Origin of the sequence: Ruminiclostridium josui JCM 17888 (assembly GCF_000526495.1) — a bacterium.
GTDB classification, from domain to species: Bacteria; Bacillota; Clostridia; order Acetivibrionales; family DSM-1351; genus Ruminiclostridium; species Ruminiclostridium josui.
In genome coordinates this window covers 1,533,796-1,556,143 of the sequence record NZ_JAGE01000001.1, presented here as the reverse complement: position 1 = coordinate 1,556,143, position 22,348 = coordinate 1,533,796, and the positions used below count along the sequence as shown (strand labels likewise).

The window sequence follows — 22,348 nt, the reverse complement described above, 5'->3', positions numbered from 1 at the left end:
AAATGGGGTTACTTATGAGAACATTTATTAATAACGATTCGTTGGAAAAAGCAAAAGAGTATTGGATAAATCAATTATCTGGTAGCATTTATAATGCAGGAATTATGTATGATTACCCAAATAATAGCAGAGTAGAAGTAAAGTCTTGTTGTTTTAATCTTGACAGGGATGAATGCCAGAAATTATATAGAATATGTAGAAATGACGATATTTCAATTTTCGTATTTCAACTTGCGGTATTTACGATATTGATGCACAAATATACCGGCGGTAATAACATTGGCATATCTGTTCCCATGTTGATAAACCAGGTATTAGATTTCGAAAATTGCATAGTAATTAATACTGACATAAATAGTGACGATACATTCATGGCAATACTTACAAAAGTAAAAGAGAAGGTATCTGGAGGGTATAAAAACTATTTCTATCCCATAAAAAAAGTAATCAAAAAATTAGATCAATATAAAAACAGTGAAATTTTTAGATATTTTTTTATGTTTGATAAGATACATGAAAAAAATAAGACTGAAAGCTTCTACGGGGAATTTGGCAGTGAAATGGTTTTACTTCTCAGGAGAAGTAATGTTGATTTAGAGTTAGTTATTTCATATAATGCCTGTTTGTTTAAAGATAGTACAATAAATGCCCTGGGTCAGCGGTTTTCATTTTTATTCTCACAAATAATTGAGAATCCCTACGGTAAAATAAAAGATTATAAAATCATAACAAAGTACGAAGAAGAAAAAATTCTCAATGAATATAACAATACACAGGTACCATATCCACAGGGTTCGACTATACATAAATTATTTAAAGAAACAGCAGAAAAATTCTCCGAAAATGATGCTGTAATTTATAATAATGAATCTTTAACGTATAGGCAAATAGATTATTTGTCGGATATACTAGCCTGTAAACTCATTGATAACGGTATCGAACCTGGTTCAATTATTGGGATAATGACACATTCATCACCGGAAACCATAGTGGGTTTGCTGGCGATATTAAAAATTGGCTGCGCATACTTGCCTCTTGATCCAAATTATCCTTTGAACAGGATAAAATACATGCTAGATGATTCGCAAGTGAAAATTATATTGTCATTTGAGGAGTATTTTGACAAAATAATCGACCTTGGTTTTAAAGGAGACATTATTAGTTTAAATACGGTTACAGACACAAATGCTAATGAAGATTTTTCGTGTATTCAAGAGTATACAGATGCGGCTCAACTTGCTTATGTCATTTATACGTCAGGTTCCACAGGTAATCCTAAGGGCGTAATGATAGAGCATAAGGGAGTCATAAGTCTTGTTAAGGGAATGAATTTCATTGAAGTAGAGCCATCAGATCATCTGCTTATGACAGGATCTTTTGTATTTGACATTACTACATTTGAAGTGTGGGCATCATTGCTAAACGGCTTGACACTACATATTATAAATAATAAGGTTTTGTTGGATCCTTTTCAACTTGGGGATTATATAAACAATAATAATATAACAATATTGCACTTAATACCTCAATTGTTTAATCAGATAGCATTTTATAATGATAGTGTCTTCAAAAATCTAAAGTACTTTCTAATCGGTGGGGATCTTGTGAGGCCAAAGTACTTAAATAATATTAGAACAAAATATAAAAACCTTAAAATACTACACATGTATGGACCTACTGAAAATACAACCTTTTCATCATGGATACCTGTAGATAAGACTTACGAGCAAACTATTCCTATTGGAAGACCAATAAATAATTCAAGTATATACATTATGAACAGCGATGGTGAACTGCAGCCATCAGGTGTTCCGGGAGAAATATATGTAGGTGGGTCAGGTATAGCGCGGGGATATTTAAATAAACCAGAACTAACTGAGGAAAGATTTGTCGCAAATCCTTTCCGTACCGGTGAAAAAATATATAAAACAGGTGATCAGGGAAGATGGCTACCTGATGGGACTGTAGAGTTTCTGGGACGTAATGATCAGCAGGTGAAAATAAGGGGTTCACGACTTGAAATAAGCGAAATAGAAATTATGATATCCAAATATGAGGGTATCAAGGAAGCAATAATAACAGTTCGTGATACTACCGAGGATGAAAAAGAATTAATTGCTTATATAGTTCCTGAAACAAAAGTTGATACGGTTCGTTTACGAAACTATCTTAGCACTAAATTGCCTGAGTTTATGATTCCGTCACAGCTTATAGAGATTCAGGAAATACCAGTGACTCCAAATGGTAAAGTGGACTACAAAAAGTTAGCTGAATTTGAAACTGGCATGGATGAAGAATATGTTGCTCCGAGAGATGATATTGAAGAAAAAATAAGTGATATTTGGGCGGAAATTTTATCTATAGAAAAGAACCGGATTGGCATTGATACGGATTTTTTCAGATTAGGCGGACATTCACTTAAAATAACAGTTTTAGTATCAAGACTATATAAAGAGTTCTGTATAAAGATACCTGTCGATGAGGTGTTTAAGAAATCTACTATAAGGCAAATTGCGGAGTATATTAGAAACGGTGTAGAGGAGAATTATTCTGGTATCCCGAAAGCACAGGAAAAAGAGTTTTACGCTCTAGCATCAGCTCAAAAACGTCTGTATATATTAAATCAAATGAACCCTAAAAGCACTAATTATAATATGACAGAGGCTTATCTTATAGAAGATACTGTTGATATAGAGAAACTTAAAAATGCTTTTAAATGCCTTATACAACGTCATGAAAGCTTAAGGACGGCTTTTTTACTTAAAGATGAGGAAGTCGTACAAAAAATTTACGAAAAAGTAGATTTTTGTATTGAAGAGTTGGAATCTACAGAGTCCAGCATACAAGATAAAATAAACCAATTTGTGCGTTCATTTGATTTGAGTAAGCCATGTCTGTTTAGAGTAGGTTTAATTAGCCTGAAAAATAGCTTACATGTTCTTGTAATTGACATGCACCATATAATCTCAGATGGCTTTTCAAGCAGTATTCTAATTAATGATATTTATAGGTTATATTCCGGAGTTGAATTGCCTGCACTTACAAAAAGCTATAAGGATTATGCCCAATGGCAATTAGAGCAAAAATTAAATAAAAAGCTTGAAAGGCAGAAGCAATATTGGTTAGAAGAGTTTAAAGGTGATATTCCCGTTTTAAATCTTATAACGGACTACATAAGACCCGACATCCAGAATTATGATGGTGATAGAATAAGATTTACAATTGAAAGAGAAGTGGTGCATAAGCTTGAAGAGATTGCAAGAAAGGAAAATTGTTCAAACTTCATGCTGTTAATGGCAGTCTCTTTTATTCTGTTTAATAAGCTAACAAACCAGGATGATATAGTAATAGGAACTGTTACATCTGGAAGAACTCATCCCGATACACATGATATAGTGGGGATGTTTGCTAATACTATTCCTATTAAAGGGAATATTGACAAACAGTTACCATTTACTACTCTGCTTTCTCAGATTAGAGATAAAGTATTAAATGCTTTTGAAAATCAGGATTATCAATTTGAAGATATAATAGAGGATTTGGATGTACAACGGAACACAAATCGAAATCCGCTTTTTGATGTATCCTTTGTTATGCAGAATTCAGATAACTCTGATTTCAGAATTCCCGGTATGAGCCTGGTAAAGTATAGGTATGAGAGAAAGACATCTAAATTTGATTTAACTTTCTTTGCAACAGAGAATAATGGAACTATAGACTTTGAACTTGAGTATTGTTCCAGATTATTTAAGAAAACTACAATTGAGCGATACATAGCTTTTTATAAAAGAATAATAAATGCTGTTATACATAATCCTGATATTTCTATTAAAGATATTAAAATAATATCTCCAGAGAATGAGAAAAAATTCATCTTAGAATACAATGATACTGCAAAGAAGTTTTCTTCACAGAAGACAATTCAGCAATTATTTGATAAGCGTGTTCAGGAAACACCTGATAAGATTGCAATTATACATAACAGCATTAAGATAACTTATCTAGAATTGAAACAGATTTCTAACAGCTTGGCACATAAGCTGAAAAATGAAGGTGTGGCTAAGGGAGAGATTGTTGGATTAATGATGAACAATTCACCTTGGCTAATTATAGCTATTTTAGGTATTATAAAATCAGGTGCTACATACTTACCAATTGATCCTGATTTTCCTCATGAAAGAAAAATGTTTATGCTGCAAGATTGCAACTGTAATGTTTTATTAACGGAAAACTCTATAGAAACTCAAGAAATCCAGAGGCTATATAAAGTGATAAATATTGACAAGGTTGATTTATCTTCTGGTAAAGGGGAATACGTTGAGAATAGTTATAGCCCTGAGGATTTGATATATATTATTTACACATCCGGTTCAACAGGAAAGCCCAAAGGTTGTATGATAAAACAAAAAGGCGTAGTTAATTATGTTGAATGGGCGATAAAACAATATTTTGAAAATGAACAGATTTATTTTCCGCTATATTCTTCAGTTGCATACGACCTAACTGTTACCTCTATATACACACCTTTAATAAGTGGTAATACTATAGTAATTTACCCCAAGGAAATAACTGTGTTAAATAATATTGTCAAAGATGGAGTATCAAATATTATAAAAGCTACGCCTACTCATTTAAGGTTACTTCTCGAAATGGACTGTTCGAAATCAATGATTAAAAAAATTATTGTTGGAGGTGAACAGCTTACTACGGAATTGGCACTTAAAGTATATGAGAAATTTGACGGCAGGGTTAGTATATATAATGAGTACGGTCCTACTGAGACGGTAGTAGGATGTATGATTCATAAATTTAATCCGTTTACTGACAGAAGAAGTGTTGTCCCAATCGGGATACCTGCTCAAAATATGCAAATATATATACTTGATGAAGAAATGAATCTTTGTCCTATTGGAGTTCCTGGAGAGATATATATTGGAGGTATTGGAGTTTCTCCGGGGTACATAAAGCAGGAGGAATTGACAAATAGCCGGTTTGTTGCCAACAGATTTAGCAAAAATCCTGCTGAAAAGCTTTATAAATCAGGTGATTTAGGGGTTTTCTTGGAAGAAGGGATTATAGAGTATATCGGTAGAATGGATTCTCAAATAAAAATCAGAGGATTCCGTGTAGAACTAGAAGAGATAGAAAGAAACATATTGAGTTACCCGGGTATAAAAAATGTTGCAATTGCTCCAAAAGAAGGACATAATAATGAAAAAATTTTATGTGCATATTATGTCTCAGAAAATGACATAGGAACGAGTGATATTAGGAATTATCTATCCCACAATCTGCCAGACTATATGATACCGAACTATTACGTAAGGCTTGATTCAATCCCGTGTACACCAAGCGGTAAAGCAGATATTAGAGCTTTACCAGAGCCGGAGGTATCTTTTAATTCTGAGAATATCCTTCCTTCTAATGAGATTGAAGCTTATTTATATGAGGTTTGGTCTCAAAACTTAAACATTGATAAGTTTGGGGTTACAGATAATTATTTTGACATAGGAGGTAATTCATTTTTACTTGTTAAAATGCACTCTCAAATAAGTGTTAAATTTCCAGAAATAAAAGTAACCGATTTTTTCAAATATCCAACAATCCAAGCTCTGGCAGAATATCTTTTGGAATTGAAAACTGCATTTGAAAGTAAAGAATTAGATTTAGAAGTAGCGTTAAATGAAGATTTTTTTAGTAATACCATAAATACAGAAAAAGAAATTAAGTATGAATTCAGATTGTCTAAAAAGACTACTATGGGTTTAAAATCATTAGCGCAAAAAGAAAATGTAACTTATTGGGATATAGTGGTATCTCTTTTTGCTTTACTGATTTCTGACTCAAGTAAAAATCAATTAATTAAGATTCAGACTTCTTCAGGAAATGAGGATAATAAGGCTTTATCCATCGAGTTAGACTTTAGTGAAATTTATGGGATTGAAGATATATTCTATGCTGTAAATTCTGCAATTATCCGTGAAAAGGAAAGCAAATTATATAAAATAGATAGTCTTAAGCTAACAAAGTTTAAAAAGAACTCCAACTCTATAATACCGTTTATATATAGGTCAGGTCTTGTTTACAACGGTAATTTGGGAGATGTTTATGACATTCTTATTGAGGTGAGAGAAGAAGTAGGAAATGAAATTTTATTCAATTGTAGTTATAGCTATTGTAATTTACGAGAGGATAAGATGGAGGAATTTTTCAAGATGTTTGCTGGGTTACTTGATAATATTACTGTTTGATTATTAGAGTACTAAATTTTAAAAATAGATAATGGTGGTTTTAATGAACAATGGAAGTTTTGAGTTATTAAATAAATTGAAATCTGGAGAGTTAACTAACAAGGTAAAATTAGAGAAAATTAACAATAGCGATGATATCGCTATTATAGGTATATCAATAAAGCTATCTAATGCAGAAAATTTAAGTGAGTTATTTAATGTACTGTATAACGGTACGAATTGTATTTCATCCTTAAGTAAGGAAAGAATGGATGATGTAAATGATTATCTTGGCTTTAAAGGAGTTAGTAAGGAAAGCTATCAATTCATAAATGCAGCGTTTTTACCGGAAATAGATAAATTTGATTTCCCGTTTTTCAAGATATCTGCAAAGGAAGCAAGTTTAATGGACCCGTTACAAAGGCTTTTTCTTGAAACTTCATGGCATGCTTTTGAAGATGCGGGTTATACGAGACAAAAGTTAAAAGGTACAAAAACAGGTGTGTTTTTGGGACATCCTTATCCAACTGAGTACTATAAACGTGTGAAGGAAATCGAACCTGAAATGGCTATTATGGCAGGGCCCGGAAATATTGATTCTATAATAGGGAGTCGAATAGCTTATATCTTTGACCTTACAGGTGTTTCTTTATCAGTTGATACAGCATGTTCTTCAGCTCTGGTAGCAGTTCATTTGGCCTGCCAATCCATAAAAAATAATGAATGTGAAATGGCTCTTGTAGGGGGGATTAACCTGCTACTTGAACCAATAAGATATAAAGGTGAGCAAGTACCTGATATAGCGTCACCAACAGATAAAGTTAAGACATTTAGTGATGATGCTGATGGGACTGTACAAGGAGAAGGATGTATTGCCATTGTACTTAAATCTCTTAATAAAGCTATTAGGGACAAAGATAACATTTATGCCGTAATAAAAGGTAGTGCCTGCAATAACGATGGAGCTTCTATAGGGATTACCGCACCTAGTGTATCAGCACAAGAAAAAGTAATAACTCAGGCTTTTGAAAATAGTAATGTTAACCCGGAGACTATAAGTTATGTGGAAGCTCATGGTACAGGTACAAAGCTCGGGGATCCTATAGAAATTGAGGCAATTACAAATGCATTTAAAAAATATACTTCTAGAGCTCACTTTTGTGGAATAGGATCAATAAAAACAAACTACGGGCACTTAGATTCCGCAGCGGGATTACTGGGATTGGTTAAATGTGTAATAGGGTTAAAAACACACACATTATTTCCAACTATCAATTTTTCCGAACCAAACAAAAATATTAACTTTATAAATTCAGCTGTATATGTTGTTGACAAGGTTCAGCCATGGGAGAATTTTGGTAAAAATCCAAGAAGATGTGGAATTAGTTCTTTTGGTTTGAGCGGTACAAATTGTCATATTATTCTGGAAGAGTACGTTAATAATGAGAGTAAACGCATGGTTAGCGATACAAGATGTTATCTATTGCCAATTTCGGCAAAGACAGAAGTAGCATTAATGGAATACGTAAAAAGATATCGGGACTTTCTTGAAATAAATAAAGATTTTGATATTAGAGACATATGTTATACAGCTCAGGAAGGAAAGGAGCATTATACATATCGTTTAGCTCTTTTGGGTGATAGTAGAGAGGATTTTATTTCAAAGCTTGAGTATATAACGAGAAATAAATTTATTACCAATAAAAAATTAGGAATTTACTTTGGTTCTTTAAAAGGTGAACCCGTAACAGCTATTTCTCAATTAAAGGGTGAGAAGACTTTAGATATAAACACGGAATACATGATTGAGTTAGCACAAAAATTTGTTACCGGGACAGAATTAGATTGGAAACTGATACACGATGGAGAATACTTAATAAAAGTTAGTACGCCTCTCTACCCATTTGAGAAAAAAAGGTGCTGGCTGAAAATAACTGAGAATAGAAATCTTCAATGTAAAGTCGAAAGTAAAGAAAGGTTATTTATGGAACAAACACATTTAATTAATAATGTTGATGAAGAGAATGAGATATTGACTGAACTCAAAAGGTTTGTAGCTAGTTTATTTGAAATGGAAATAGCAGAAGTTGATGAAAACGTTAATTTTTTTGAGTTAGGAATAGATTCAATTTCCATAATACAGCTTAAGCAAGAAATAAAGAATAATTTCGATATGGATATATCTGCGGAAAAGCTGTTTGGTGAGATAAATACTTTAAAAAACCTTTCAAAATACATTTGTGCAAACAAGCCTAAAGAACAAAATCCTTCTTATACCATAAAGGAACCTTTTCAAGTTGATACTAAAGATGAAACTTCGTTAGATACTTGTACAGAAGAGAACCCCGGAACTGTTGTAGAGAACCTCAAAGTTGAGGGAAGGAACGGATTTGAAGAGATAATAAAAACCCAACTTGAAATTATGTCGCAACAGCTTCAGCTACTGAAAGGCGCTAACCCTACATCAAATTCGATTAATAAAAGTGTACCTAATATACATAACAAAACTACTATAAGAGCACCAAAAAATGATGATAATCGCTTACTTCAAAAATTTATTGTAAAATCAGCCTTTGAATTAACAGAAAATCAAAAAGCTTATATTGACAAGTTTATTAAAAACTACGTGAAGAAGACACAAAGATCTAAGGATTTAGCACAAGAATACAGAAAAAAATGGGCAAATGGTAGGATGACACAGGGATTTAGCAAACCATGGAAGGAATTAGTATACCCTATTTTTGCTAAGGCAGCAAAAGGCTCGAAAATGTGGGATGTTGATGGAAACGAGTATGTTGATTTTGCAATGGGATTTGGTGTTAACTTATTTGGCTACAATAATCCTGAAATAGCAAAGGCAATACAAAACCAACTAGATAACGGAATTATATTGGGTTCATTAGTTACATCACCCGGAGAAGTAGCCGAAATGATATCAGAAATAACTGGGGTAGAAAGAGTAGCTTTTTGCAATTCGGGTACAGAGGCAATTATGAATGCAGTAAGAATAGCGAGAGCAACCACTGGTAAAGATAAGATAGTATTGTTCTCAGGTTCATTCCACGGAACGTTTGATGGTGTATATGCCTTAAAAGATATTACAAGCCTAAATGAAAAAGCTATTCCATTAAGTTTGGGTACTCCTTACAATATGGTTGATGATGTTATCATTTTAGACTATGGAGATGAGCAGTCTCTTGAAAGAATTAAACAACATGCAGATGAGTTAGCGGCGGTCTTAGTAGAGCCTGTACAGAGCAGGACCCCTGACTTACAGCCGCGAGAATTCTTACTTAATCTAAGAAAAATAACATCTGATGCTGGGATTGCTCTTATATTTGATGAAATAATAACAGGTTTTCGAATAAACATTGGTGGAGCACAGGCATTTTTTAATATTGAAGCAGATATAGTAGCTTACGGTAAAATATTAGGCGGAGGACTGCCTATTGGTGTTTTTGCCGGTAAGTCCAAATTCATGGACCGCGTCGATGGTGGAACATGGAATTATCATGATGATTCGGCTCCAAGCGGTTTTCTTGCACACACTGGAGGAACATTCTGCCATCATCCTCTTGCCATGGTTGCAGCTAAAGCAACTTTGGAATTAATTAAGAAGGGCGGAAATGCAATACAGGAAGACTTGAACGAAAAGACTTCATTACTGGCCAATTACCTTAATTCCTACTTTGAAAGATGTGAAATACCGCTTAAAATTGCACATTTCGGCTCTTTATTTATTTTTAAAATTGATAAAGAAACTACATTATTGAGATTTTTATTCTACAAGTTGATAGAGAAAGGTTTCTATTTGTGGGAAGGCGCTACATGTTTCATATCTACTGCCCATACAGTAGATGAAATTGCTTCTTTTGCTAAGGCAGTACAGGAATGTTGTTATGAATTAGTTCAGGAAGGTTGCTTTCATTTTAAAAATGTATTTAAGCCGGCAGATGTAACTAGCATTAAGCATGACATTTTTATGGGCCTTAAAAATAACAGGTTTATAAGTGAAAGTCTATCGTTAATTTATCATGAATCAGATAGATTAAAAGCTAAAGAGCTATTTGAAAAAGCCCCAAATATTGAGGCCATTTATCCATTGTCACCCATGCAGGAAAGAATTCTTTCTCAAAATATAAATTACAAAGGTACTGGTAACGATATCTCAATATTGTCATATAAAATAGACGGTAATATTAATGTTGCTGATTTTAAAAGAGCATGGGATATTATAGTAAATAGGCATCCTATATTAAGAACTACAATTCTATGGAGGAGGCTAAAAAACCCACTCCAAGTGATTAATGGTCAAGTAGGCACATTCTTTGAAGAAGTAGATTTCACAGATGTTAATAAAGACGAGTTGCTTGAGCGCTCCAAAGAGTATTTGGAAAGAGAAAAAATGCAAAGCTTTGACACAACTGTTTATCCATTGATGAAAGTAATTTTGATAAAAGTAAGCCAGTCAGAACACAAACTCATTATAAAATATCTGAATTCTTTATTCGACGGATGGAGTTCAGGATTAATGTTTGGTGAATTATTAGATACATACAAGTCGCTGGTAACTCAACAGAAAATTAATTATATAAATTTGAGTTCTTATATGGATTATATTTCTTGGCTGAAAACACAAAAAGATGAGGATGCTAGGGCGTTTTGGGGGAGGGTATTTCAGAACTTTAAATTTGATACTAACAACTATTCTGCAAAGTATCAAGTTAAAGGTTCAATTGAACCAAGTGAATATTCAATAAATATAAATGAAAGTGAATTAAATAATATTAAAAAATTTACGAGCCAAAATAACTTAACAGTTTATACCTTATTCTTAGGAGCATGGGCAATACTGCATAGTAATAAAGAAGAAAGAGATGACGTTATAATATCCACAATATGTTCAGGGCGTCCAACTAGTATTCCAGGTATTGATAAAGTTGTAGGACTGTTTTCAAATGTATTACCATTACGTATAGCAGTATCCAAGACAAATTTGGTGGAATGGTTGAAAAAAATTCAAGAAAACAATTTAAAGCTGCGGAATTTTGAACATGTAACAGTAAGCCAAATTTCACACTGGTGTAATATACCTATCGAATTATTACAAGAATCAGTATACACCAAAACATTAGTATATTTAAATTTTCCAAAAAGTGTAGGAATCAAAGAACTGGATATAAGTATTGAACTTGAAGAAGAAAAAAGCTATGTAAATGTTCCTTTGAGAGTTTATATTGAACCCTATGCTAATTATAGAGTCGTTGCGCAGTATGACAAATCCCTATTATCGGAAGATTATGTTGCTGAATTACTTAGAAGTTATAAAAATATAATTTTAGATATAATTGAAAATAGAGAAGAATTGCAGTAGTTTTTCAAAGTACGACAGCATTGGGGGAATCAAACTTGGATATGTTAAAGTATATCAAGGAAAGAAATGATAGAAATAGCAAATTGACCTCACTTATAAATTTTACATCTGGTACATTAAGAAATAATCTATCATCAGGGATAAACCAGCTATTGCCTCCGTCATTATATACGGATAATTTTATACGAGAGATAGAAAGTAATAGGTTTGTAAAAAATTATTCGGGCATCGACGGAAATCTTGTGCTTAAAGAAGTAATTTTGTTATATGAAATGTATTTGGCAAATGAAGAGTTTTCAATACATAATGCTTGGTCACAAGAGGTCTGCGTTACTGTGGGTGCTACTGCAGCAATAACATCATTTATGGAATATTATTCTTACAGCTATCCAAATTCAACAGTTATGCTTTTAGGGTTGAATTATTATCTTTTTTATGAATGTTGTAACCGTTTTCAGATCAATAATATTACAGTAAAATCTAAAGAAAAAAACAGGGTGGCACCTAATCTACATGAATTTGAGAAAGAAATGGAGCATCATAAACCGAAGTTGGTAATACTAACCTTGCCATTAAATCCGTCAGGTGAGGTGTACTCAGAAACTGAACTGTCTCAAATGATAGCAATCTGCAAAAAATGGAATACAATGCTCCTGATAGATAAGATACAGATGGACGAGTTTGCTGATATATATTCTTTTATTTCAATAAACAAAATCGTAAATAAAGCTGATTATTGGGAGAATACAGTTATTATTAACAGTATCTCAAAAACAAGAAGCTTACCGGGTGCCAGGATTGGATATATATTGGCTAATAAAGAAATCACCAGCTATTTAAAGTATATATACGAGGTTAGCTATTTCTGTCCACCGAGTGTGTATGTGGTACCGATAATAACTGATTTGCTATACAGGATTCTATACATAAATAGTTCAAAAAAAGAAAATATTCAAGATACTAATACCATATTAAAATTATTCAGGTTCAGTATTCTTGAAACTTCCGGTAATGAAATTTATACGGAATTTATAAAGCCTATTATTAAAAATTGTGATATTAATAATGAAATTACTAAATTTCAATTAGAAATCAGTCAAAATTATAAAACTATTTACCAAAATTATGAATGGTTTAAGGACAAATTATACCGTCATATAGAAGAAATTACGGAATTGAAAGGAGGCTATAACTTTTGCGTAAAATTTAAGAACACAAGTTATAATTTACAAGATATCTTTTGTATAGATTTGTTTCGCGAAAAAAAAATTACACTTTTACCGGAGATTATGTTTAATAATCATAAATCAGAAAAGGAGTCAACTCCTTTTTGGATAAGGATAACAGCTGCTTTTTTTAATGAAAGTTTTTATTCATTAACAAACAAAGTCAATGAATATTTAGAACAAAAATACTGAACTAGGGGGAATTATTTATGAACAATGTAGAGATGAAAGTAGTAAGTATTTTAAAGGAGTACTCTGATAAAAAAGATTTAAGTGGTGCACAAATACTTAATAATGATTTCCGTGGGTTAGGAGTAAATTCATTAAACTTTATCAAAATTGTTGTGGCAATTGAGGAAGAGTTTGATATTGTATTTGATGATTCGCAGATTAATTATGAGCTATTTGGTAATGTACAGGATATAGTTTCACTTGTTGAAAAAGAATTAAATAATAAGGAGGAGTAATGTCAATTATGGATTACGAAGTAATTAAAGAAAAAGTAAGAAATGTACTACAGAACGGTAATTATTTCGAAAATTGTGGTGAAATCAGCTTTGACACAAAAGTTGGTGATTTATTTAACTCTATTACATTCATTAAGTTTTTAGTTTCACTTGAACAAGAATTTGACATTGAATTTGATGATGATGACTTGACTATTGATAATATTGATGACTTAAACTTCGTTGTTGAAAGAATATATGAAATGTTTCAAACAGCTAAATAATGCTATCAATAATTAAGATTCTTCTTAGGGGGATTGTATGGAAGTCGCAAACAACAAAAACAAACCATATATGCCAGAAGTAGAAAGAAATGATGGAGAGATACCGAAAGATTATAAAAATTCGTATTATATGGCTGAAGAAAAATTTATAAATAGCACTTTGTCTAGAAATATAAAGATTGAGGATATGGAATCTACGTCTATTTATAGACAAATGAGACGAATTTCATTTGAGCTATCTAATATGTGCGTCTACTCTTATATTCATAAAAGATGTCCTACAGCATGGGAAAAGCAGAAAGTTATACTTTCTGCTAAGGTGGTATATAAGGTTATTGACGAGCTTTCAAGAATTGATTATAGAGGAGTTATCGCATTCCATATTGATAATGAGCCTATGATTGATCCAAGATTATTTAAATTTCTTGATTATGCTGCAGAAAAATGCACGAATGCAAAGACACATATACTGACAAATGGCTTCTATTTGAACCAGATAATGATAGATGAACTTTACGAAGCAAAGTTATGGCTACTAATGGCGTCTGCATATAGTATGGAAGAATATAAAAGGTTATGCAGCCTGAATGCCGAATTTCCATACCGTGTGTTTTTCTCAATTTTAGATTCCAGAAAACACATGTATAATAGAGAACCAGTCAATAGTACTAAAAGCTGTTTTGCATTGTTGAACGATATATCAGTTTCGTGCACAGGAGACTTGACACTTTGCTGCTTAGATTGGAAACATATGCACTCATTTGGAAATCTATACGAAGAATCACTTGAACAAATTATGAATAAAGAAACATTTACCAAAGCATATATAGACCTTGCGAAAGGAAAAAGAAAGCTACACCTTTGTCAGAGATGTGATTGGCAGAGGTGATTTTCAATAATTCTAGATTCCATTAAAATTTTTCAGAAAGGTTTGCACGATGGGTTATTAAATATGAAAAAAGGCAAAATAATTAATCTTTTTTATGTAATTAAAGAGACAAAACGATACAATATACTTACAATTGCGGTTGTTACAGTTATTTTGGCAGCGATTGTACGTCAAGTTGTTACTTACTATCTTGGAAGTTTAGTAAATATTGCACTTAATAAGAGTATAGAAAAGGCTATACACGTGTTTGCATATTTACTCATTGGCATAGTAGTACTATTGGTAATGGATTTTATAAATAGTTATTTATTTGGTAAGTATACCAACGAGAGCCTTTACCGTATTAGAGCAAAAACAATAAAAGCAGTACAATCATTCCCACTTACTACAATATCAAGATATTCCACAGGGGATTTATTGAGTCGTATGAACAATGATTTAGGATTGATTGACTATTTTTTTAGAGTTGTAGCTCAGGATTCAATATATAAAATTCTTATTGGGCTGTTTGCAGGAATATATGGAATTTTCATAAACTACAAAGTAACAATTCTTCTCATTGCTGTGTGCTCTGCCATCAATGTACTTAATTATAAAATGTCAAAACCCATAGGCAAAAAACAGGATGAAGTACAGAGCATCGCTGGAGAAGTCAGCAGTATTTTTCAAGACTCTATAAATGGACATATAGAAATCAAGACCTTTGGGTTATATGATGCCTTTAAGTATAAATTTAGAAATTTATTAAGTTTATCTTTAAAAAAGGTTATAGAAATGTCTCGTATAGAATGTTTATGGGGAGCAATTGAGATAACGGCTTCTATAGGCGTACAAATAGGAACAGTATTTCTTTGTTTGTTCTTTGTCATAAGAAATGAAATGACAATAGGTGACTTAATTGTATTTCAACAGATTCAGGAAATGCTTAGGAATATATTTAATGTAAATTACATAAACATTCGTAAAGCAGTTGCAGCATCTGAACGGATTGTGGAACTTTGGGATGAAGAGCCTGAAAAAATGGAAGGAAAACAAAAGGAAGATGACAAAAATGCACCAATCATATCCTTAAAAGATGTATCTTTTTCTTACAAAGTGTATGATAGTAGCAACACAGAACAAGAAGGAAAGAAAGTTCTTGATAGTATTTCATTTGATATTGAAAGAAATGAGTCTGTTGCATTAGTGGGACCAAGTGGTTGCGGAAAAACAACTTTAATGAAGATAATATGTGGGTTTTTAAAGCCTGATTCAGGACAATATCTCTATAAAGGGTTTTTATATGATGATTGGGACAAAAAGTTGTTACGTAGGGGCATTTCTATAGTTGATCAGGACGCACATATATTTCCGGGGAGCATATTTGACAACATTGCTAGTGGAATATATGGTCAGGTGGAAAATGAGTCTGAACTTGACAAACAAGAATTAAAAAAAATGGTATATCAAGCAGCAGAACAATCATCTCTTACCGACTATATAAATTCATTGGATACTGGATATCAAACGAGTGTGGGAGAACTTGGTAGCAAGTTATCAGGAGGACAAAGGCAAAGGGTTGCTATTGCAAGAGCTTTTGTTAAAAACTCAGATCTTTTAATTTTGGATGAACCAACTAGCGCTCTCGATGCACAAACAGAACAGGAAATTCAAAAATCACTTGATAATTTAATGAAGAATAGAGCAACGCTCATTATTGCTCATAGGCTTAGTACTATAAAGAATGTTGATAGAATCCTTGTTTTGAATAATGGAAAAATAGTCGAAGAAGGAAACCATGAGAGTTTGCTTAACAAAAAGGGACTCTATTATAAATTATATCAGCAGCAATGTGGGAAGGTTGAGGAGTTAAAAAATGGAGCATAAAAATACATTTGAGATACTAAAAGAAAACTATAAAGTAGTATTAAGACTATTTAGATATTCACGCGGTTTCCGTAAAAGTTATATTGCAGCTTTAATTATAAATGCTTTTACAATGATAAGATTTAGTTTTGTTATAGGTTTTTCTGTTCAATGGGTAACTGACAGTGCAATAAATAGGAATTGGGAAGAGTTTGAGAAAGCTGCATGGTTTGCCGTAATTGCATTTGTTATTAACTCAATCTTATACTTTTTTGAAGGCTATTTGATGCAAACAAGGGTTGAGATGATAGTGACAAAAGTTAAAAGCGAATTGTTGGATAAAGTTATGCATATTTCTTCTGAGTATCATGACTCGAAACACTCAGGTGAACTCCAAAGTAGACTTACAAACGATCTTGCTGCGGTTAGCAATGCTATTTCTTTTACACTTGTAGATCCGATAAATTTTATGGTTCTTGGTATAGTTAATTTAATTCTTATTGCACTTATTAGCTTGAAAATGGCCTTTATTTGTATTATCTTGGTTATTTCTATAATTATACTTAATTTTGTATTTTTAAAGAGAATTCAACAATCTAGTTCAAAAATACAATCGACTATATCAGCTGCTACAGAAAGATTTTCAGATATAATTAACGGAATATCTATAATTAAAATATTTAATTTACAGAATTGGATATATAACCGTTATGACAATGAAAGTAAGAAAATACTTTTTTGGCAGTCTAAGTTAATAAATGCTTCTTCTATTCAAAAATCTATGAATGGAATGGTTGAAAATATGTGTAATGTGGGGGTAATTGGTATCGGAGCACTTTTGTTGGCTCAGGGAGACTTTACACCCGGTGCACTACTTGCTATTTTTAGGTATGTGAGCAAACTGGTATTTGCTTTTACCGGGTTTGGTTGGGTACTTTCTGAGATTTCAAAAAGTATGGTTGGTGCCAGCCGAGTTATGGAAATATTGGATTTACCCGAGGAAGACTTGAATGGTTCTGATATAAAACCTGACTATTCTAAAAATGATGTCCTTGAGTTTAAAGATGTAACTTTTACTTATGGGAATGAAGCGAAAGTAATTGTGAGTTTTTCCGCCCAAATTAAAAAAGGTGAAAAGGTTGCGATTGTAGGGCCTAGTGGGGCAGGGAAGACAACTATTTTCAAATTAACCATGGGTTTTTATCCCCTACTAAATAAAAATGGGAATATTTATTTGTATGGTAATGATATAAGAGAGTATTCTTTGAACACAAGAAGAGAAATAATGAGTTACGTGAGCCAATCAAATTACTTATTTTCAGGTACGATAAAAGAGAATATCGCGTATGGCAAGAAGGAAGCCTCGGAAGAAGAGATCATCCAAGCCGCTAAAGCGGCTTATGCTCATGATTTTATAACTAGACTTCCTCAGGGATACGACACTCAAGTAGGTGAACAGGGTGCGTTTTTATCAGGAGGGGAAAGGCAAAGAATAGCGATTGCTCGTGCACTGTTAAAGGATGCATTAATTTTATTGCTTGATGAACCAACAGCATCTTTAGATTCAGAATCTGAATATGAAGTTCAAAAGGCTTTAGAAGCCTTGATGAAAGGGAGAACTGTAATTGTAGTTGCCCACAGATTATTAACGGCAAAGAATGCAGACAGAATCATATTCTTAGATAACGGGCGTGTTATCGAAACCGGTTGTCATAATGAATTGCTAAAATTAAATGGCCGATACTCTCTTTACTATAAAATGTTATATGAGTAAGTGGAGGTAATTATGCTCAAAGATGATTTAATATTTCCGCCTGCACTAGCAATAGGCTACATTAATGAACAAGAAGTACGAATAATTAATCTCGATAAAGAGAAGATTCAGTTTGAGAGTGCGGACAAGCTAGAGGATCCTTTTCAGTGTAGAATCAAGATTCTGAACTTTAAGATTCATGCATATGAAGATTTTATACTAGATGAATGCAAGATTATTGGAGTTACAAATAATACTTTTTCGTATATATATAAAGTAAAAATCGGCAGTATACATACACAGGAAATTGATAGATATTATGAAATCATTGATAAAACTATGGAATTCTTTGAAATTAAAGAAAAGGTTGGAGTTTTCCGTAAAATAGCTGCAAGTAAATTTTTAGGTGAGAACTATGAAACTTATCCATATGAAAAGGATACCGTTTTTTCTGAAAATATAGAAAAGCAACGAAATGATTGGTATAGTTTCAATGAATACAGTCTAAACTATTCAGAATTTGCAGATCTTATGCAAAATTTAGATTTAGCATTTAACATTAATAGTCTGAAATTATTTAAACAATTTGAAGATCAAGATTTTGACACAGCAATAGAGGCTAACCTAGACAATGATGGTCTTAAAACTCACGGGATTTTTTCAAAGAGTTTTTCAAGAGTATATATTGGAAATGAGTTCTGCTCTAATATTTTTCCGAATATCAAGCAGTTGCTCAAATTAATGAATAAGGCATATGAGAGTAATTTTGACATAACTCTTGCATTTCCATTTATTAATGAAAATTACAATGGACAATTAACCGAAATACTTAACGAAACTGATAATTGGTGTAAGAGTAAAGATAAAAGCGTTGAAATATTAGTTAATGATTGGGGTATGTTGGAATTATTAAAGAAATACTCAAACCTGAAGCCTGTTATAGGAAGGTTGCTAAATAGAAGGAAAAAGGATCCCCGTCTTAATTGGTGGTGGGGATATAATAAAAATAGTGATAATTTAAAAGAAAATAGCTTAAATACCGATCACTTTATTAAGTTTATAAAAGAAATGGGTATTAGTAGATTAGAGTATGAATCCAGCCCTGGTGAAGTTTATATATCAAAAGGCAAACATAGTATGCATTTCCCATTTTATCAGATTAATACATCTCCATTTTGCCTTCTTTATGCACATTGCAACCTTAAAATGCCGGATTTAATAGTTTCTGGTTGTCCTAATTACTGTAGTGAATTTTATTTACAATATCCGGAACATTTGAATATGATTGGCAAAGGCAATTCGATTTTTGGTTTTCATAAATTGCTTTTTATAGAAGCCGAAATGTTAAAAAAATATATTGAGGCGGGCATCGATAGGCTTGTTTATTCAGTTTCATAAAAAGAATTAATTTGGAAGGATGATAATAATGAAAATTGTTGCCCCATTATCTAATACAGATTCCTATGAGAAACTTGTAGAAGCGGGAGCGGATGAGTTTTTTTGCGGGTATGTACCAATACAATGGCTAGAGAAACATACAAATATTGTACCGTTTAATAGGCGGGAATCTTTATTGGGATATCATAATATTACTGAAAAAGGTTCCATGAAGATCCTAGGCAGAATGGTAGAGAAGTATAAAGTTCCTATAAAAATAACATTTAACTCTCACTATTATGTAAGAAGTCTCTATCCCATACTAATGGATGTAGTAAAAGATTTAATGGATATGGGTTTTGACACATTTATTATAGCTGACATTGCATTTATTATTTACCTAAGAGAAAAAGGAATAGATTGTAATATACATATTAGCGGGGAAATGGAGGTATATAACAGTAATGCCGTAAAGTTTCTCAATCAGTTTGATATATCTAGAGTGGTTTTCCCACGGAAAGTTACTTTGAAAAATATTAAGGATTTGATTAGTAATAGTAAATTAAATACTATGGAATATGAAGCGTTTATATTAAATGCAATGTGTCTCTACTCAGGTGCTTTTTGTAATGGTATTCACAGTGATGAGCTACCTTTTATATGTGAAATTCCTTTTCAAGTGAAAAGGTTTAAAGGGGGTAGTAATAAGTTTAGAACCGCTGAAAAAGCATTAAACAAAATGGTAAATCTACAAAATTATTCACAACAGAACAAGCAAAATCCCCAAATTGGGCAAGGAAACTTTTCCTATACTCTGGCATCTTCAGGATGTGGGTTGTGTAGAATAAAGGAGCTGATGGACATAGGAGTTACACATTTGAAAGTGGTAGGAAGAGGTTGCATACTGGAAACTCTTATCAAAGATATACAATATACTAATAAAGCTATTAATATTGCTAATGAGCCGTTAACCTCTGAAGAGTATATAAGTAAAATAAGATCTGAATTTTTTAACAATATGTGTACATATCTTTGTTACTATCCGACAGGGTTATCTAAATCTTAAGAATTGCAAAAGTTTTAGGGGGAATTGTAATGAGCGAAAGTGTTGCTTATAAATGCTATAAAGTTCTTGAATTAAAGTCGGCAAGCTTGGAAGTTACTCAAAAATGTAATTCCAAATGCATTAGTTGTAAAATATGGGAGTTACCAGATTGTCTTTTAACAAAAAAAGAAACAAACTTAAATGAGATTAATTTTGAGGACCATATTAGAATTGTTAAAGAATTAAAAGAACTTGGTTGTCAGGAGATTGAACTCCACGGGGGTGAACCAACGTTATATGCAAATTTGCCGGAGCTAATTAAATATTGTTCATCTCTGAATATTTTTACATATTTTTTTACAAATGGATTATCAATGACACCTGATTTGGCGAAGTCTATCATAGATGCTGGAATTAGCAGAATCAATTTTTCTCTAGATGGCCCTAAAGAATGCCATAATTTTATGCGGGGAAGAGAAGATGCTTTTGACAAGCAAATTTATGCTATCGAGTGTGTGACAAAGGCAGACCATTCTAACAGGGTTTTGAAAAATATAGGTACTATGGTGTCAGATTATAATCTCCATAGAATCGATGAGGTGCTAGATATAGCAGCTTACTATAAAATCGATGGTGTAACTTTTACATTTCATTCTGTCATTGACGAAGAAAATGTAGAAGAAACCAATAGTATATTTGGCGAAAAAGTTGCTTCTTATCGTACAGTTCTTTCAAAAGATTTACTCCCCAAAAATATTGCAATGCTAGAAGAGAAAAGACAACAAATAAAAGAAAAGGCAAGGAAACTTGGTGTAAAAGTTGTTCGTACTAGGTTTACTACAGTTTCTCCAGAAACTATTTCAAAGGGTGTGAAACGTGATAAGGGAGTATGTGGAGCATTTTACCACAACTGTAGTATTGACGCTTTTGGTAATGTAATTCCATGTGAAATGTTAAGGTTCACACTGGGTAATGTTAGAGATATGACATTAAAAGAAATATATAAATCTGGTAGGTTTGAAGAATTTACTAAAAAGTATTGTGAGAATTATGATAACATGAAAATTTGTGATTATTGTGGGGATTCTCTATGATGATCAAAAAAGTATCTTAAATCAAGTCAAGGGGGAATTAATATGAATATTCAAAACGATGAAAATTATTGGCCTGTTCCAGCAGAGGAATTGAGAAATATACCAGAAGGTGAACCCTTTATATGTATGTTCAGTGGGGGAAAAGACTGCGGACTAGCCTTGTCTGTTGCCCTTGATAAAGGTAAGTTATTCGAAATTGTTCACTGCTTACATAAGGAAACCGAAAAGTCTATTTGGCACAGTCAATCGAGACAAATAGTTGAAAAACAGGCAGTTGAAATAAAGAAGAACGTAAATTTTTCGTATTCAAGTGTATGGTACCATCGGACAAAATATATTCATATGTTAATGGACTATGCTAAAAAAGGTGTTAAAAGTGTTGTTTTCGGAGATTTATTTGAGGAAAAGCAAGCTAAACTGGAAGTTGCACTTTGTAAATGTGCCGGCCTAATACCGAGAATGCCATTATGGCAAATACCAGAAGAAACCCTCATACAAGAGGTTCAAAAAAGAAAGATTAAAAGTATAATAACGCTTATTAGATCGCCTAAAATACCTCTTGAATGGCTTGGTAAACAATTTGATGAAGAGGCATACAAATATTTTATCAAATTAGGAATTGATCCGTTTGGAGAGAACGGGGAATTTCATACATCACTTGTAGGTGCTGATTATTTTGAAAAAGATTTATCATATAGTTTGGGAGAAGTAGTAAGAGATCCAGAGGGTATGAAGATAGAATTACTATTTTAAATTTCATGAGTATTTTATATTTTTATAAATTA

12 protein-coding genes are annotated in these 22,348 nt (G+C 32.4%); all 12 read left to right on the top strand.

The window, feature by feature from the left end:
* Positions 1-14 precede the first annotated feature (14 nt).
* On the top strand, positions 15-6,251 hold the full coding sequence (locus tag K412_RS0107285) for a non-ribosomal peptide synthetase (RefSeq protein ID WP_024832492.1): 6,237 nt from the start codon (positions 15-17) through the stop codon (positions 6,249-6,251).
* 43 nt (positions 6,252-6,294) lie between these two features.
* Positions 6,295-11,604, top strand: a complete 5,310-nt coding sequence (locus tag K412_RS0107280; RefSeq protein WP_024832491.1) for an aminotransferase class III-fold pyridoxal phosphate-dependent enzyme — start codon at positions 6,295-6,297, stop codon at positions 11,602-11,604.
* Between the two features lie 41 nt (positions 11,605-11,645).
* Positions 11,646-13,022 (top strand): aminotransferase class I/II-fold pyridoxal phosphate-dependent enzyme, encoded by a 1,377-nt coding sequence (locus tag K412_RS0107275; RefSeq protein WP_242835679.1) that lies wholly within the window; start codon positions 11,646-11,648, stop codon positions 13,020-13,022.
* Between the two features lie 17 nt (positions 13,023-13,039).
* On the top strand, positions 13,040-13,297 hold the full coding sequence (locus K412_RS0107270; RefSeq protein ID WP_024832489.1) for an acyl carrier protein: 258 nt from the start codon (positions 13,040-13,042) through the stop codon (positions 13,295-13,297).
* 8 nt (positions 13,298-13,305) lie between these two features.
* The gene (locus K412_RS0107265) at positions 13,306-13,560 is read left to right on the top strand and encodes a phosphopantetheine-binding protein (RefSeq protein ID WP_242835569.1); all 255 of its coding nucleotides are present in this window, start codon (positions 13,306-13,308) and stop codon (positions 13,558-13,560) included.
* A gap of 37 nt (positions 13,561-13,597) precedes the next feature.
* Positions 13,598-14,449 carry an SPASM domain-containing protein gene (locus K412_RS0107260; protein WP_024832487.1) on the top strand — a complete coding sequence of 284 codons (852 nt, stop codon included), beginning with the start codon at positions 13,598-13,600 and terminating at the stop codon, positions 14,447-14,449.
* 63 nt (positions 14,450-14,512) lie between these two features.
* Positions 14,513-16,315, top strand: coding sequence for an ABC transporter ATP-binding protein (locus tag K412_RS0107255; RefSeq protein ID WP_024832486.1), 1,803 nt, complete (start codon positions 14,513-14,515; stop codon positions 16,313-16,315).
* The gene (locus K412_RS0107250) at positions 16,305-18,068 is read left to right on the top strand and encodes an ABC transporter ATP-binding protein (protein WP_024832485.1); all 1,764 of its coding nucleotides are present in this window, start codon (positions 16,305-16,307) and stop codon (positions 18,066-18,068) included. The genes K412_RS0107255 and K412_RS0107250 overlap by 11 nt, the downstream gene beginning before the upstream one ends.
* A 12-nt stretch (positions 18,069-18,080) precedes the next feature.
* Complete coding sequence (locus K412_RS0107245; protein WP_024832484.1) at positions 18,081-19,445, top strand: hypothetical protein; 1,365 nt, start codon at positions 18,081-18,083, stop codon at positions 19,443-19,445.
* 28 nt (positions 19,446-19,473) lie between these two features.
* The gene (locus K412_RS0107240) at positions 19,474-20,490 is read left to right on the top strand and encodes a U32 family peptidase (protein ID WP_024832483.1); all 1,017 of its coding nucleotides are present in this window, start codon (positions 19,474-19,476) and stop codon (positions 20,488-20,490) included.
* Positions 20,491-20,519: 29 nt separating this feature from the next.
* On the top strand, positions 20,520-21,563 hold the full coding sequence (locus K412_RS0107235; RefSeq protein ID WP_024832482.1) for a radical SAM protein: 1,044 nt from the start codon (positions 20,520-20,522) through the stop codon (positions 21,561-21,563).
* Between the two features lie 42 nt (positions 21,564-21,605).
* Complete coding sequence (locus K412_RS0107230) at positions 21,606-22,316, top strand: Dph6-related ATP pyrophosphatase (RefSeq protein WP_024832481.1); 711 nt, start codon at positions 21,606-21,608, stop codon at positions 22,314-22,316.
* Positions 22,317-22,348: the final 32 nt, after the last annotated feature.

Excerpts from the sequence above, each read along its gene's own strand:
- K412_RS0107235 (WP_024832482.1), top strand. The coding sequence starts at position 20,520 with ATGAGCGAAAGTGTTGCTTATAAATGCTATAAAGTTCTTGAATTAAAG.
- K412_RS0107265 (WP_242835569.1), top strand. The coding sequence starts at position 13,306 with ATGGATTACGAAGTAATTAAAGAAAAAGTAAGAAATGTACTACAGAAC.
- K412_RS0107270 (WP_024832489.1), top strand. The coding sequence starts at position 13,040 with ATGAACAATGTAGAGATGAAAGTAGTAAGTATTTTAAAGGAGTACTCT.
- K412_RS0107285 (WP_024832492.1), top strand. The coding sequence starts at position 15 with ATGAGAACATTTATTAATAACGATTCGTTGGAAAAAGCAAAAGAGTAT.
- K412_RS0107255 (WP_024832486.1), top strand. The coding sequence starts at position 14,513 with ATGAAAAAAGGCAAAATAATTAATCTTTTTTATGTAATTAAAGAGACA.
- K412_RS0107275 (WP_242835679.1), top strand. The coding sequence starts at position 11,646 with ATGTTAAAGTATATCAAGGAAAGAAATGATAGAAATAGCAAATTGACC.
- K412_RS0107260 (WP_024832487.1), top strand. The coding sequence starts at position 13,598 with ATGGAAGTCGCAAACAACAAAAACAAACCATATATGCCAGAAGTAGAA.
- K412_RS0107250 (WP_024832485.1), top strand. The coding sequence starts at position 16,305 with ATGGAGCATAAAAATACATTTGAGATACTAAAAGAAAACTATAAAGTA.
- K412_RS0107240 (WP_024832483.1), top strand. The coding sequence starts at position 19,474 with ATGAAAATTGTTGCCCCATTATCTAATACAGATTCCTATGAGAAACTT.
- K412_RS0107245 (WP_024832484.1), top strand. The coding sequence starts at position 18,081 with ATGCTCAAAGATGATTTAATATTTCCGCCTGCACTAGCAATAGGCTAC.
- K412_RS0107230 (WP_024832481.1), top strand. The coding sequence starts at position 21,606 with ATGAATATTCAAAACGATGAAAATTATTGGCCTGTTCCAGCAGAGGAA.
- K412_RS0107280 (WP_024832491.1), top strand. The coding sequence starts at position 6,295 with ATGAACAATGGAAGTTTTGAGTTATTAAATAAATTGAAATCTGGAGAG.